The sequence below is a fragment of the Geobacillus sp. PK12 genome, from assembly GCF_004123125.1.
Lineage (GTDB): Bacteria > Bacillota > Bacilli > Bacillales > Anoxybacillaceae > Geobacillus > Geobacillus zalihae.
Map to the genome: position 1 here is coordinate 43,194 of NZ_SDKL01000007.1, position 14,489 is coordinate 57,682.

A 14,489-nucleotide genomic window follows, 5' to 3' on the forward strand; every position below is an offset into this window, starting at 1 on the left:
CCCAACCCCTCGATCCTATCATGATTGGAGGTGATCTCATGAAACTCTACGTCGGGATTGACGTGAGCTCAACGGACTTACACACATGCATTATGGATCAAGAAGGAAACACATGCGCCCAATTCAAGGCGGACAACCATCTCCTTGGCGCTACCTTCCTTCGCGATCAAATCCTCCTGTGGGCAAACAAACGCCAACCATCCGAAATTCTCATCGGGATGGAAGCCACTTCGGTCTACAGCTGGCATCCGGCGATGTTTTTCCACCAACAGGAGGAACTCAAGCAGTGGAATGTCAAGGTGTTTACCATCAATCCAAAGCTCATTCGCAAGTTTAAAGAAGCTTACACCGACTTGGATAAAACGGACGGCATCGATGCGTGGATCATCGCCGATCGGCTTCGCTTTGGTCGCTTGAAAGTGACGGCTGTCATGCAAGAGCAGTTTATCGCCCTTCAACGGCTCACTCGCATGCGCTATCATCTCGTCCATCAGCTGACTCGTGAAAAGCAGTACTTCCTCCAACACTTGTTTTACAAGTGCAGTTCCTTTACTCAAGAGGTGGACAGCTCCGTTTTCGGACATGCCATCTTAGAGCTTCTTCTCGAGTCGTTTAGCTTAGATGAAATCAGTCAGATGGACGTGCAACAGCTTGCCGATTTCTTGCGCCAAAAAGGACGCAATCGCTTTGCCGATCCGGAATGCATTGCCAAGTCCATTCAGAAGGCGGCTCGTTCGTCGTATCGGCTTTCCAAGTGTGTCGAAGACTCGATCGACTTGCTTTTAGGGCTATCGATTCAATCCATTCGTAGCCTTCAAGCGCAAATCAAAGAGCTGGACAAAGCGATTACTCGCCATTTGGAAGGCATCCCGAATACGTTACAAACGATTCCCGGCATTGGTCCGGTCTACGCCGCTGGCATCTTAGCCGAAATTGGACAAATCGAACGCTTTGACAACCAAGCTGCCTTAGCCAAATATGCAGGTCTTACGTGGTCGAAGCACCAGTTCGGTCGGTTCCAAGCCGAGGACACTTCCCTCATTCGTTCCGGTAATCGCTATCTCCGTTAATACCTAGTGGAGGCTGCCAACTCGGTACAACGGCATGATGCGACGTTTCGCGCGTACTACCGGAAGAAGTACGAGGAAGTGCCAAAGCACCAACACAAACGAGCCCTCGTCCTCACCGCTCGAAAACTCGTGCGTGTGATCGATGCGCTGCTACGCAACGGTCAAATCTACACGCCAAGAAAGGGGGAAGATCGATAAGGGTATCGATCTAACTGATTTTGTATCAAAACCCAGTTAATGACATCAGACAAGACTGGGCTTCTTAAGTATTGCCTTTTTTCGGGTCATCGGACAAATGAATTTCCAATTTCGATGATTTTTCACCTTGACATATTACCGCAGGACTTTGACTAAATTTATATAAAAATTTATATTGCTTCTAACTTTTGACTGCTCCTAACGTCATCCCTTGGATAAAATACTTCTGTAAAAATGGATATACAAACAAAATAGGAATAATTGTTATCATTGTAATTGCCATTTTAATGGATTCCGGAGAAACGCGCTTCGCTGCCTCCTCACCATTGATTCCTCGAAATACGTTTGGATCCGTCGAACCCATCGTCGTATTTTGTAAAATTTTCATTAATTCATATTGCAACGTTGTCAGCTTTGGATTGGAACTGTTATAAAGATAAGTATCAAACCAAGAGTTCCAATGCCCCACGGCAATAAACAAGGCTATTGTAGCTAGCACAGGAGCGCAAAGAGGTAAAATCACTTTAGTAAATATAGTGAAATCGTTGGCCCCATCTATTTTGGCAGATTCCTGCAAAGAATACGGTAATGTATCCATATAAGAACGAATAATTAAAATATTGAATGCGTTTACCAACCCTGGCAAAATATAAACCCAAAATGTATCGACTAAATGCAACTTTCTGATTAGCATATATTCCGGAATCAACCCGCCTGAAACATATAAGGTTAAAACTAAGACGATAGAAACGAACTTGCGGCCTTGGAAATCCTTGCGGCTTAACGTATAGGCAACCATCGCTGCTGAAATCACGCCAAGCACTGTCCCAATGACCGTGCGCAATACAGAATTAATAAACGCGGTAACTAAGTTGTTATATTGAAATATGGCTGCATAGTTATCGAGCGTAAATTTCCGCGGCCAAATATATATGCCGCCCCGAACAGTATCAATAGAGTCATTAAGAGAGATCGCCAGCACGTTCAAAAACGGGTATAGTGTAACAATAAACACAAAGGTTAGAAACAAGTAAATGCAACCGTCAAATATCCAATCTTTCCAATTTTCTATTTTTAGAGATTTCTTTTTCCTCATTGTGAATCTCCCTCGGACAAATAAAGTTGATTGAACAAAGGAATCCCTATATAACACTTTGATTGGTAAATTTTTTAGAAAGCCTATTAGCTAATAGCAACAGTATAATGCTCATTGCAGAGTTAAAAATCCCAACGGCTGTACCGTATGAAAATCTTCCTAACCCAATCCCGTAGTTTAGTGCATATAAATCCAGCACTTCGGAATAGTCGATAACTAACGGATTGCCTAGTAAAAATTGTTTTTCAAAACCAATGGAAATAAGATGACCGATTGATAAAACAAGCAAAACGATAATAGTAGGAGTCATTCCAGGCAATGTGATATGCCATATTTGTCTTAATCGACTTGCCCCATCCACTTTCGCCGCTTCATAAAGCTGCGGATCGATGCCGACAATAGCGGCTAAAAAGATAATAGAATTCCAACCCATTTCTTTCCACAAATCAGACAATGTAACAATGATCCAGAAAATCTTTCCATTAGCCATAAATTGGATAGGCTTATCAACGATATCCAACTTCATCAGCAGGTCGTTAACGATTCCATCAATCGATAGCATTTTTGTCACAATTCCGGCTGCGACAACCCATGACACGAAGTGGGGCAGATACGAAACAGTTTGTATAGTGCGCTTAAAAAATTTCAATCTAACTTCATTCAACAAAATGGCGAAAATAATCGGGACAATAAACCCGACAATAAGCCCCATAATGCTCATGGCCAACGTATTTCTCAACGCAAGATAAAACCGGTCGTCTTGGAAAAGTTCGATAAAGTGATCAAGTCCTACCCATTCTTGTTCCCAAAAAGACCGCTCAGGCTGATAATTTTGAAATGCCATGGTCCATCCCCATAGGGGAACGTACTTAAAAACGATCACCCACGCAACAAAGGGAAGAGACATCATATACAATAGTTTTTGCTCTTTAAACGTTTTCCAAAATCGTTTTCTAGGCTTAATACCTAAACCTTTATCGCTCTTCTTTATGTCTTTAGGATTAACATCTAAACTCACATCCCCTTTTCCTATTGCTGGCTGCATACTTACTGTCCCTCCTTTTTCTTTTATCATATATGGACTGAAAGCGTTAAGGTACCGCCAAAATTAGTAGAAAATTCAGTTCTAAATTTTACACGTCCCTAAAAACTAAAAGGGGTTCCCCTCAGAAGAACGCTCAACATCCTTCTAGGATACCCCTCGCACATGTAAAGAGAGAACTGCACAAGGTTTACCACGTACTAACGCTTGCATGGCTTTTACGAAATTGCGCCGGAGACATTCCTGTATATTTTCTAAACTTTTTGTGAAAATAATCGACATTTGCATATCCAACTTGTTCAGCTACCTCATACACTTTATACCCTTCAAGGAGCAATCGTTTTGCATGGTGAATTCTTACCTTATCGAGATAAGTATTGAAATATTCTCCCGTATAATTTTTGAATAGCTTGCCTAAATAGGCGCTGTTGTAATGAAACAGCTCAGCCAGATTCTCTAGCCGCAGATTTTCATTATAATGTTTATCGACAAAGTCAATAATTCTCTTCATATTACTATTGCTTTTTCCGTCACAAACAATTTCTATGATTTTTTTACATAATTCTGCCATGTAATCTTGAATATCCGGTAAATTTCTTAAACTATATATCGCAGTTATTTCGGAAAAATATGTCTCCAGTTTTGGTTTAACGGTTGGATTTGTATGATCAAATTTATTGAGTACTTTTGCCATTATTTTTACAAAATCGTTTTTTATTTGTTGCTCATCGTAGTCAAAATGAATCATATGATGCCCTATTTCTTGCAATATAGTTTTGCAAGTATATAAATCCCCTATTTCCAACGCATAAAATAACTTTTCACTATATTCTCGAGCAGAATACGAACTTCTTAACAAATGGGCGGTCGTGGAAGAGCAGGAACGGCTAGTTAACAGCCCCTCGCGGAAATAGAAGCTTTTTTGAATGAAACGATATGCTGTTTGAAACGATTGTGCAATTTGTTTGATGTCGTAAACTGCTTCTCCTATTGCTACGTAAATCTTTGAATCGCCTACAACCTCCTTCACTTGTTCATAAAAACAGATCTCGCTTTGGTATGATTTTAACCCTTCGAATAACAATACAACGGCCCATTCTTTATACGGGATAACAAGACCGCGATCAGATCCTTCAATAAGCTGCACGATAGGCGCCTGATCGCCTCTATCATTAATTATTCCGGCAATCAAAGCTACTTGATAAGAAGGATAAGATAAATGAAACTCTTTACACAATTGTTCAATTTTAGAATCAGAGTAGCTATGCCCGCCCAAAAGCAACACACGGACAAATTCATTACGAACTTTTTTTCTCTCATCCTCCCAAGCTCGCAGCATCATCCTTTCCTTTTCAATTTTTTCGACAATTGTTTGTAAATACTCTATCAACTCCTCTTCGTCCAAGGGCTTCAACAAATAACCATCCGCGTGGAGATCAATAGCCTTTTGCGCATACTGAAAATCCGCATATCCGCTTAATATAAGGAAGTGGGTTTGTTGATTCTCCTCTCTAATTTTTCGGATCAAATATAGTCCGTCCATCTCTGGCATTCGAATATCAATAATCATTAGCTCCGGTTGAAGGGCTTTAAATTTCTCATATCCCTCTTTCCCATTACTGGCCGTTTCTACAACCTCGAACCCATATTCATCCCATGAAATCAACGCTTTTAGCCCCTCGCGGATCATCGGCTCATCATCAACAATAATCACCTTATACATTTGTTTCACTCCCCATCGGTATTGCAAAACGAACGACCGTTCCTTCTCCTTTTTTACTTTCAATCTGAAGACCGCTTCTTTTTCCATATGCCAACTGCAAACGCTGGTGGACATTACATAACCCAATTCGGTTCAACTGACTTTCTGTTTGATCTTCCAAACTTCCATAAATCTCTCGCAGTTTCGTTTCTTCTATACCGACCCCATTATCTACGACTGATATATGCAATTCTTTTTGCTCATATATTTCAGCTTTCACAATAACTTCACCTCCACTTCCCTTATTTTCAAGGCCATGGATGACAGCGTTTTCAACTAATGGTTGAATAATCATAGGGGGAACAAGTATGTTCTCTGCCTGTGAATCGACGTCCAATCGATAACTTAATCGATCGGAATATCTAAACTTTTGAATTTCTAGATACCACTTTACGTTTTCCAGCTCGTCTTTCAACGGTATACTTTTTCCTTCCACTTCTATACTTCTTCTTATCAGTTTGCCCAACACTTTTACGATATAGGCAATTTCCTTTTCTCCTTTCAAATAAGCCTTCATCCGAATAGCTTCCAATGTATTGAATAAAAAGTGAGGGTTGATTTGACTTGCAAGCATCTTAAATTTTATTTCACTCTGCCGTTTGGCCAGCCTGTTTTTTTCCTCATTCGCCCGTTGAGTTTCCTCGATAAGACGACGAAGGTTGCAAACCATATGATTAAATTGCTCAGACAACTGTCCGATCTCATCTTCCCCATCTACTTCAACCATTGTATTTAAGTTTCCAGCTGTCACATGTTTCATCTGCCTAGTTACAATAGATAATCGTTTCGTAAGAAGCCATGAAAACCAAATAGTTAGGACTAGTGCGATTCCCATTCCAATTAAAACGATGATGCCCCCCATTATGCTCAGCCTCTTTGCCCCCTGCAAAATATCACTATTGCTCACCACAGAAACGACTTTTAAATGTTTTAAACTTGTATTTGGAAGCAATGTATCGATAATAACTTGTGAGCGTTTTCCAGCCACAATCCCTTCTTTTACAAGCGGAACATCATTAAAGGATGGCGACCATTGAATGAGTGTACTCAAGTTTTGGCCTATGATTTCATTTTGATTGGCCGCAACAATACGATTGTTTTCGTCTACGATCATTGTTAAGTACGGTTCTTGCTCAATAATCCATTGGAGCTGGGCAGGATTCACTGTGATCACAAGAATCCCGTAAGTCTTGTAATCAGGAAAATCGATTCTTTTCACCAAACTTAAGTACCAACGGTTTCCTTTTGTCTCATCAGGAATATAAAACCAATGGGTTAGGCCTCTTTGTTTTTCGGCTTGTTGGTACCAAGTTGATTGCTTTATTCCATCACTTGTCGGTATAAAACTCCAATTATTGAGCATCGAAGGATTATCAATATAAAAACGAATGTTGGAAATCTCACTGTTATAATATTGAAGATAATACTTAAAATCCCGGTATTCTTGATAGGCCTTAACCACCTGATAAGTCGTTTCATATGATCTGTTCACTAAATCTTTTAACCTATCATCAAACTGAAGCGTATTTAAAATGTAAACTGGCGTTCGCAGCACTTCAACTATTCTTTTTTTAACTCTTTCTATATTACCTTTTGATTGGACAACCGCTTGATCAATGGCACTTTTCCGCAGTTCGTAAGTTAAAAACATCCCAACAATCATAACCGGTATAAATACAACAATAATAAAAGCGATGATTAATTTGTTTCTTAGCTTAAAATTTCTGAATCTTGCAATTCCCTTGAAGTACAGCTGCACGATTTGATCCCACCATTTTTAAACACGAGTTTGTGTACAGTTCATGACGTCTTTTGCAAACGGAAAATATCCATTAGATTAATGCTTTCCATCTAGCGAGGAAAATTGACGGACCGTGAACCGACAAAAGCTTAGAAAACTTTCACGGCCAAGTTTTGCCCCGTCAAGGCATAAAAATCGCCGTCCAAAGCCCGTCCATTTCCGCAGAAAACGTGCGATGAACAAAAAACCTAGAGGTATAATCTCTAGGTTTCGGAATATTCAAGAATTGCAACGCCATATCGAGGCAAGTTTATTTGTTCGGCGACTGTTCGTCCCGTGATGATATCCCGCGCCTCCATCTTTCCAATCGGAACCACGACTTCGTGAGCATTATGATTTAACAAAAACAGGTAAGCATATCCATTTTTCACCCGTTTTGAGACTTCTACACCTTCTACTTTTTCGATTAATGGTTGAATCCCTTTTTCAGCGCAAATAAACATTAACAATTCTTCTAAAAACTGATCTTCTGGGCTCGTTGCTATATACCACGCTTCCCCATGATAAAACTTATTTCTCGTTACCGCGGGCATTCCTTTATAGAAATCCTCGCCATACTCGGCTATCACTTCGGCCCCTTCCGAATGAATCAAATCAAATAAGAGATTGCACGAATAGGTTTTTTGTGATAATCCTATTTCCTTTTTCATTTCGATCGTATTTTTTCGTTCTGGCGGCAAGGCGTCAATCTCTTCGGACCAAATGCCGAGGATAGGGCGAAGTTCCCCAGGATACCCCCCTAACACAACTAAATCGTTTTCATCAACGATTCCACTAAGAAAAGTAGTAATGAATACTCCGCCATTGCGAACAAACTCTTCAATCTTTTGTGCATATCCTTTTTTTAACATATACAAAACCGGAGCAATGACTACCTCATATTGTTTTAAATCCGTTTCTGTATGGATAAAATCCGCCTGAATATTTTGTTTAAATAAGGCGCGATAATATTTGTGCACCTCGTCGATATATTTTAAAGCAATACTTGGCCCGCTTGAATACTCAACAGCCCACCAGTTCTCCCAATCAAATACAATTGCCACTTTCGACGGCACGGTTGCGCCAAGTAATGTATTTCCCATTTGCTTTAGTTCCGTTCCAAGTTCCATTACCTCTTTAAAAACGCGTGTACGATCATGGCCTACATGATCAATCACAGCCCCGTGAAATTTTTCGCACGCCCCTCTTGATCGTTTCATCTGGAAAAATAAAACAGAATCCGAACCTCTGGCCACAGCTTGGTAACTCCATAATCTCATAACGCCCGGGCGCTTGAGGGAATTGTATGGTTGCCAGTTTTGTTGGCTAGGAGTCTGCTCCATCAGCAAAAATGGCTGCCCATCTTTTAACCCTCTCATTAAATCATGCATCATCGCCGTATAACTAACCGGCGTATCGATGGACGGATAGTTGTCCCATCCTATTACGTCCATATGCTTAGCCCATTTGAAATAATCGAGCGGTTTATACGCCCCCATAATATTTGTAGTCACAATCGTTTCCGGCATCTCTTTTTTTATCTCTTCATATTCTAATAAATAGCATTCTAGCATACTATCGGAATTGAATCTTGCATAATCTAACGATATGCCTTGAAACATCGTTTGGTTTTCCCCGAAGTGCTCGCTTAAAAGGTTGGGAGCAACGATCTCATCCCAGTCATAGAACAAATGCCCCCAAAACATTGTATTCCACGCGCGGTTTAAGTGATCCAACGTTTTATATTTTCGGCGCAGCCACACTCTAAATGCCTTTTCACAATTTTCACAGTAACAAGCTCCGCCAAATTCATTTGAAATATTCCATAGTATGAGGGAAGGGTGGTTCTTATACCGTTGCGCCAACTTGCGAACGAGCTGTTTTGCAAATCTTCTATATGTCGGGCTATTTGGACAAGAGTTATGTCTTCCGCCAAATTTCCTCTTCTTTCCGTCAAACTCTACACGCAAAATATCTGGATATTTCTTTGCCATCCATGCTGGATGCGCCGCCGTACCTGTACCTAAGCCAAACCAAATTCCATGCCGGTCTAATAGTTCAATCACCTCATCCAACCATTCAAAATTGTATGTAATCTCATCCTTTTGATTTAATGCCCATGAAAAAATATTTAGACGTACAAAGTTAATATTGGCTTTTTTTAACAGTTCGATATCCTTCTCCCAATCATTTTTGTCCCATTGCTCAGGATAATAGTCCCCGCCGTAAAGCATATTCGGCAACCGAGAAAGCGTATTCATTTCTATCTCTCCTATACAAGTTAATTATACTTCTTTCTACGTCTAAACAGTTCTTATTACGTAATGATAGCACTCGCATTTTTATTTGTCTATATTATAAACAAAGTTTTTGTATAATTGATAATCAAGAAATTCACATCATTGCACAAATGCGTTGCAAAACAGGATGCCTCCCCTCGATTGCCATTTTCCTCATGTGCTGGCTTTATTCCACTTGTCGCATCGCAACCTGTTTTTCTTCTGTTTTGCGGAACACCTGCAGAGCATTGCCCATGACGATCAGAGCGAGTAGGCTAATTCCAAAAAACGGAATTAATCCTGGAATATATACTAAAGCAATAAGCAACGCACCGATGCTGATCATCACGCCAATGGTCCTAAACGGATTGACCATGCCGATGAGGAAAGCGTATTTGATATATTGCCAAAATCGCAGCTCGTAATGCACATAAAGAGGGAATACGTATAACAAGGCCACTGTATAAAAAATCAAAACGAGAGGCAATATTGCAATGAACGGGAATCGCCAGACGGCTGGCAGATGCCCAATATAAAGCACATCAATCGAGAAAACATAAGCCATTGCCATAAGCAACAGCCCGATCCGATTTGCCCTCCAAAATTCTGATTTATATGTTTGGATAAACGTTTTAAATATCGGTACATCATCATCGTGAAACAGAAGCCACTTCCTGACGATTGTAAATAACGCCACCGTTGCTGGGGCGAAGCCAAGAAGAACAAAACCGATGATTGTAAAAAGGATCCATAGAATATTAATATAGGCTAGTCTAGAAATCCACTCGCAAATTCGGTATAATTTCCCATCTAGCAAACCGGTACGCATTATTCATCCACCCTTATTTTGGATTTTAATTTTAGTATACCATAAGAGGAAAAAAGAAGGGAGGCTTTGTTTATCCTCCCGTTCAAAGAGCGGGAATAAAACGGCCGATTGCTTGACTGCAAGAGTGTTTGTGTTAAATCATTTAACCTGTGAAAATGACCTTAAACTTTTCATGTATTTTCTCACAGATTTTTTATGTATTAGTAGACTGAATTATATGATATTTTTTACTTGTAAGCGATTTATCAAAAAGGGGGAGTGTCATTTGAAACGTATAGGCAGGATTTTTTTATGCGCAATGCTTTTTGCTTATGTATTTTTTGCCGGCAAGCCGTTGCTATCAAAAGCAGAAGACAATAAAGCGTCGGCATACGACATCAATGAATATGCAAATAGTATGCAACCGGGGTGGAACTTAGGAAATACATTTGACGGATTTGATACAGGAAAGATCGTGCTTGACGAAACTGCTTGGGGAAACCCGCGGGTTACAAAAGAGCTTATTGACAAAATTGCTGATGAAGGGTTCAAAAGCATTCGTATTCCAATTACTTTCGATACGAGGTTATCCGATGGGCCAGACTATACAATTAATCCTGAATTTTTAGCCCGGATTGAACGAGTAGTCAACTGGGCGCTTGAGGCCAATCTCAAGGTAATGATCAACATTCACCACGATTCGTGGAGATGGATTGCCGATGGAATGGTTCACGACCACGATAATACAGTAGCTAAATTTAAAGCAATTTGGACCCAGCTTGCTGATCGTTTTAAAGATTATAATTTGGACCTAATGTTCGAAAGTCTTAATGAACCTCAATTTTGGGGGGCTCCCGAAGATAGCCAACGCTACTTAAATGAACTGAACTCCTTGTTTTACTCGATTGTTCGTCATTCAGGCGGCAATAACGACATACGGCCTCTTGTTTTGCCTACATTAAACACCGGATCAGAGCCCGAAAAACTTGATGCCCTATATAATTTTATTACACAACTGAACGACCCGTACATTATTGCAACGATTCATTATTACGGATTTTGGCCATTCAGTGTCAATATAGCTGGCCTGACAAACTTTAATGAAGAGACGAAAAATGACATCATTCATGCATTTGATCGTGTTCACGATAAATTTATTAAAAACGGCATTCCAGTTGTTATTGGGGAATACGGGCTGCTCGGATTTGACCGAGGCACCGGAACAATTCAGCAAGGAGAAAAGCTCAAATATTTTGAGTTTATGATCCACTATGCACAAGAAAAGAACCTTATCCATATGCTGTGGGACAACGGCCAACACTTCGGAAGAACTTCATTTAAATGGTATGACGCGGAATTCGGCGAAATGCTGAAAGCTAGCTGGAATGGCCGTTCTGCAACTGCTGATGCAAACTTTATCTATTTAAAACAAGGAAAACCTGTTCAAGATGTTACAAGGATCTTGCAGTTAAACGGAAGGAAATTCATTTCCCTCCAATTGAATGGAAAAGACTTAGTTGCGGGGAAAGATTACGAGATTAACGGCAAGTCCTTAACAATTAAAGCAAGTCTGCTATCAAAACTAGTATCGAATAAAATCAGGGAAAAAGCAGTATTGACTGCCACATTCGACAAAGGTGCAAACTGGTATTTTCATATTTTCAATTATGATACACCAAGTTTGTCAGATTCTACTGGAACAGTCAGCAACTTTACGATACCTATAAAATTTAATGGCACACATTTAAAAACGATGGAAGCGAAGTATGTCGACGACGGTAGCAACGCCGGCCCACAAAACTGGACTTCGTTCAAAGAATTTGGCTATGCATTCTCGCCTGACTATGAACATGATGTCGTTACGTTCCCGTACGGAAATGAACGTTTCTTTAAAGAGATTGAAGATGGCCGGAAAGTAGAATTAACTTTCTATTTCTGGAGCGGAGAAACTGCAAAATATTATATCACCAAAAATGGCGAGAATGTTGTTGGTATTGCCGTCAAAGATCAAAATTCTAGCAGCAAGATTCCGCCGCGAAAAGTATATTGGGACGGTGCGGATCTGAAAAAAGGGCAGATAGGCCGTCTGACAGTGCAAAAACCGATCAACCTATGGAAACGGACGGCAGATGGGCGTCTGCAATTTGTCCGCATCTTGAAACCGGGGGAAGTCTACCGGGTATACGGGTATGACACGCGTTTTGGCGGCCAGTATGCAGTAGGCGCCGGGTATTATGTGACGAACATCAAAACGCATATCCGCTATGAAACACCATCGAAGCAAAAGTTAAAGTTGGTCAACGGTCAGTAAATAGTGAAAAAAGCACGGCTGTTTGCTAAGGGGAGAACTTCCCCTTGGCGAACAGCCTTTTAATTGAAGTGGTAAAATGAACTTTTCTGTCCACAGCTATGATTACCCAAAATTAGAAATATTTCTCGAAGTGTCATTTTCTAAGATCCTCTACCAAAAATATCAGTTAGAGCGACTTACACGATTTGCTCAACCATCACTATCGTTTTCTACCTTATTTCTCATTCACCCACACCACCATCTCCCCTTCTCCCCGATTGCACCAAGCGTAGTAAGGAATCGCGCGAAACGGAACTTTATATGTTCGGGGTTCAATAGGCCGATACAACTCATCATTCCATGCCGACTCATCGACCCGCTCGGCGATGCCGGTGATTACCACGACCCCTTCCAGCAAGTCCGGCTCAAAGTGCGCCTCAAGCTTGGCGTCGCGCGGGAGGAACAAATTTGCCAAATTCGGTCCGTTATCAATCTCTTCCAAACAATAGACGATCGGCCCGCGCTGCAACGCAACCTTGCCGGCGTTGGCACGCACTTGGGGATGAGCCTTGATTCGTTCGATCGGCATCGGGAAATAGAGCTTGATTTCATCCCCTTGTTGCCACACTCGGCGGATATAAGCGTACCCTTTTTTGATCAGCGGAACAATGTCTACTTTTTCCCCGTTGATCGTTACCTCCGCTCCCCGACACCATCCAGGAATGCGTAGTCCAAGCGTGAATTCTCCAGCCGATTCCGGCGAAACCGTCAATCGAACCGTTCCATCCCAAGGATAATTCGTCTCTTGCATGATTTTGACCGAACGTCCGTCGATTTCTGTCTGAATGTCACTGCCGACATAAAGGTGGACGAACAATGCGTCCGATGTTTGCAAATAAATGTAATGACCGATCGATGCAATGAGCCGAGCTAAGTTCGGCGGACAGCACGCGCAGCTGAACCATTTTTGCCGCACCGGTTTCACATGGCGTTTGTCATGGCGTTCGCATGCCTTCGGCCACACTTCGAGCGGATTGACGTAAAAGAACTTCTTGCCGTCCAAATCCATGCCGCTGATCGTTCCGTTGTATAGCGCCCGTTCCATCACATCCGCGTACTTCCCGTCCATCTCCAGTTCCAGCATGCGACGGGCCCAAAACACTAAAGCGATCGATGCACACGTCTCGGCATAGACCGTGTCATTCGGCAAGTCAAAATCAAACGTAAACGATTCGCCAAAAGCGCTTGAGCCGACGCCGCCTGTGATGTACATCTGCCGTTTCGTCACGTTTTCCCACAACGTTTGGCATGCTTGTTTCAACGACTCGTCTCCCGTTTTCGCCGCCAGTCCGGCCATGGCGGTATACATATAGAGCGCCCGCACCGCATGCCCGACGGCTTGTTTCTGTTCCCTGACCGGAATGTGTGCTTGATGATAGCGGTATCCGCCATCATACCAAAACGGTTGCGTTTCCCCCCTTGCTTCTTTTTCCTGATCAAAATAGTGCGGCTGTTGCCCGCGCTGGTCAATAAAATATTGGCTCAGTTTAAGATAGTTCTCATTTCCAGTCACCTCATACAGTTTCAACAGCGCCAACTCAATCTCTTGATGTCCGTCGTATCCAGGAATTTGGCCTTCTCCCCGGCCGAATACCGTGCCGATATAGTCAGCGTATTTGCACATAATGTCTAAAAAGCGACGTTTGCCCGTGGCTCGAAAATAAGCGACAGCCGCTTCGATCAAATGGCCGGCGCAATACAACTCATGGTTGTCGCGCAAATTCATCCAACGCTTGCCAGGCTCCTTGACCGTATAATACGTATTAAGATAGCCGTCCGGCTGCTGAGCCCGTCCTAACAATTCAATTACGTCATCCGCGAGTTTTTCCAATTCCGGATCGCGCTTCGTCTCTAACAGGTACGCCACCGCCTCCAACCATTTTGCCACATCGCTGTCTTGAAAGACCATACCGTAAAACTCCCCATCTGATTCACCGGCGGCGATGCGAAAATTTTCGATCGCATGGCTCGGTTCGGCATCAGGAATGCGGTCGTTCAGCGCTTCCCATTGATACGGGATGACCTCATGGCGCACGACATCGATATACCGTTTCCAAAACTGATCCTTGAGGTTCACGTTTGTTGCTACTTTTTCCACTCCCAT

8 protein-coding genes and 1 pseudogene are annotated in these 14,489 nt (G+C 41.9%); 2 read left to right on the top strand and 7 right to left on the bottom strand.

All coding sequences use genetic code 11. The features are described 5' to 3' along the window. The first annotated feature begins 38 nt into the window (after nucleotides 1-38). Nucleotides 39-1,268 (top strand): annotated as a pseudogene (locus ETR37_RS04510) (IS110 family RNA-guided transposase). Nucleotides 1,269-1,449: 181 nt separating this feature from the next. On the opposite strand, the gene ETR37_RS04515 reads toward ETR37_RS04510, so the two are convergent. The 6 genes from ETR37_RS04515 to ETR37_RS04540 form a co-directional block, all read right to left on the bottom strand. Then, nucleotides 1,450-2,364, bottom strand: coding sequence for a carbohydrate ABC transporter permease (locus tag ETR37_RS04515; protein ID WP_129446951.1), 915 nt, complete (start codon nucleotides 2,362-2,364; stop codon nucleotides 1,450-1,452). Nucleotides 2,365-2,410: 46 nt separating this feature from the next. Continuing rightward, nucleotides 2,411-3,409 carry an ABC transporter permease gene (locus ETR37_RS04520; protein WP_129446952.1) on the bottom strand — a complete coding sequence of 333 codons (999 nt, stop codon included), beginning with the start codon at nucleotides 3,407-3,409 and terminating at the stop codon, nucleotides 2,411-2,413. Between the two features lie 187 nt (nucleotides 3,410-3,596). Then, the gene (locus tag ETR37_RS04525) at nucleotides 3,597-5,129 is read right to left on the bottom strand and encodes a response regulator transcription factor (RefSeq protein ID WP_164977980.1); all 1,533 of its coding nucleotides are present in this window, start codon (nucleotides 5,127-5,129) and stop codon (nucleotides 3,597-3,599) included. Beyond that, a complete protein-coding gene (locus ETR37_RS04530) occupies nucleotides 5,122-6,927 on the bottom strand; it encodes a sensor histidine kinase (RefSeq protein WP_129446954.1) in 1,806 nt (601 codons plus the stop codon). Before ETR37_RS04530 ends, ETR37_RS04525 begins: the two co-directional genes overlap by 8 nt. A gap of 245 nt (nucleotides 6,928-7,172) precedes the next feature. Beyond that, on the bottom strand, nucleotides 7,173-9,209 hold the full coding sequence (locus ETR37_RS04535; RefSeq protein ID WP_129446956.1) for a beta-galactosidase: 2,037 nt from the start codon (nucleotides 9,207-9,209) through the stop codon (nucleotides 7,173-7,175). Between the two features lie 205 nt (nucleotides 9,210-9,414). Continuing rightward, nucleotides 9,415-10,056 (bottom strand): YesL family protein, encoded by a 642-nt coding sequence (locus ETR37_RS04540; RefSeq protein ID WP_129446957.1) that lies wholly within the window; start codon nucleotides 10,054-10,056, stop codon nucleotides 9,415-9,417. Between the two features lie 298 nt (nucleotides 10,057-10,354). Between ETR37_RS04540 and ETR37_RS04545 the strand changes: the two genes are divergently transcribed. Continuing rightward, nucleotides 10,355-12,346 carry a cellulase family glycosylhydrolase gene (locus ETR37_RS04545; protein ID WP_129446974.1) on the top strand — a complete coding sequence of 664 codons (1,992 nt, stop codon included), beginning with the start codon at nucleotides 10,355-10,357 and terminating at the stop codon, nucleotides 12,344-12,346. Nucleotides 12,347-12,560: 214 nt separating this feature from the next. Here the strand turns inward: ETR37_RS04545 and ETR37_RS04550 are convergent, their stop codons facing one another. Continuing rightward, nucleotides 12,561-14,489, bottom strand: a complete 1,929-nt coding sequence (locus ETR37_RS04550; protein WP_129446958.1) for a glycoside hydrolase family 127 protein — start codon at nucleotides 14,487-14,489, stop codon at nucleotides 12,561-12,563.

Excerpts from the sequence above, each read along its gene's own strand:
- ETR37_RS04515 (WP_129446951.1), bottom strand. The coding sequence starts at position 2,364 with ATGAGGAAAAAGAAATCTCTAAAAATAGAAAATTGGAAAGATTGGATA.
- ETR37_RS04520 (WP_129446952.1), bottom strand. The coding sequence starts at position 3,409 with ATGCAGCCAGCAATAGGAAAAGGGGATGTGAGTTTAGATGTTAATCCT.
- ETR37_RS04525 (WP_164977980.1), bottom strand. The coding sequence starts at position 5,129 with ATGTATAAGGTGATTATTGTTGATGATGAGCCGATGATCCGCGAGGGG.
- ETR37_RS04535 (WP_129446956.1), bottom strand. The coding sequence starts at position 9,209 with ATGAATACGCTTTCTCGGTTGCCGAATATGCTTTACGGCGGGGACTAT.
- ETR37_RS04540 (WP_129446957.1), bottom strand. The coding sequence starts at position 10,056 with ATGCGTACCGGTTTGCTAGATGGGAAATTATACCGAATTTGCGAGTGG.
- ETR37_RS04545 (WP_129446974.1), top strand. The coding sequence starts at position 10,355 with ATGCTTTTTGCTTATGTATTTTTTGCCGGCAAGCCGTTGCTATCAAAA.
- ETR37_RS04550 (WP_129446958.1), bottom strand. The coding sequence starts at position 14,489 with ATGGGAGTGGAAAAAGTAGCAACAAACGTGAACCTCAAGGATCAGTTT.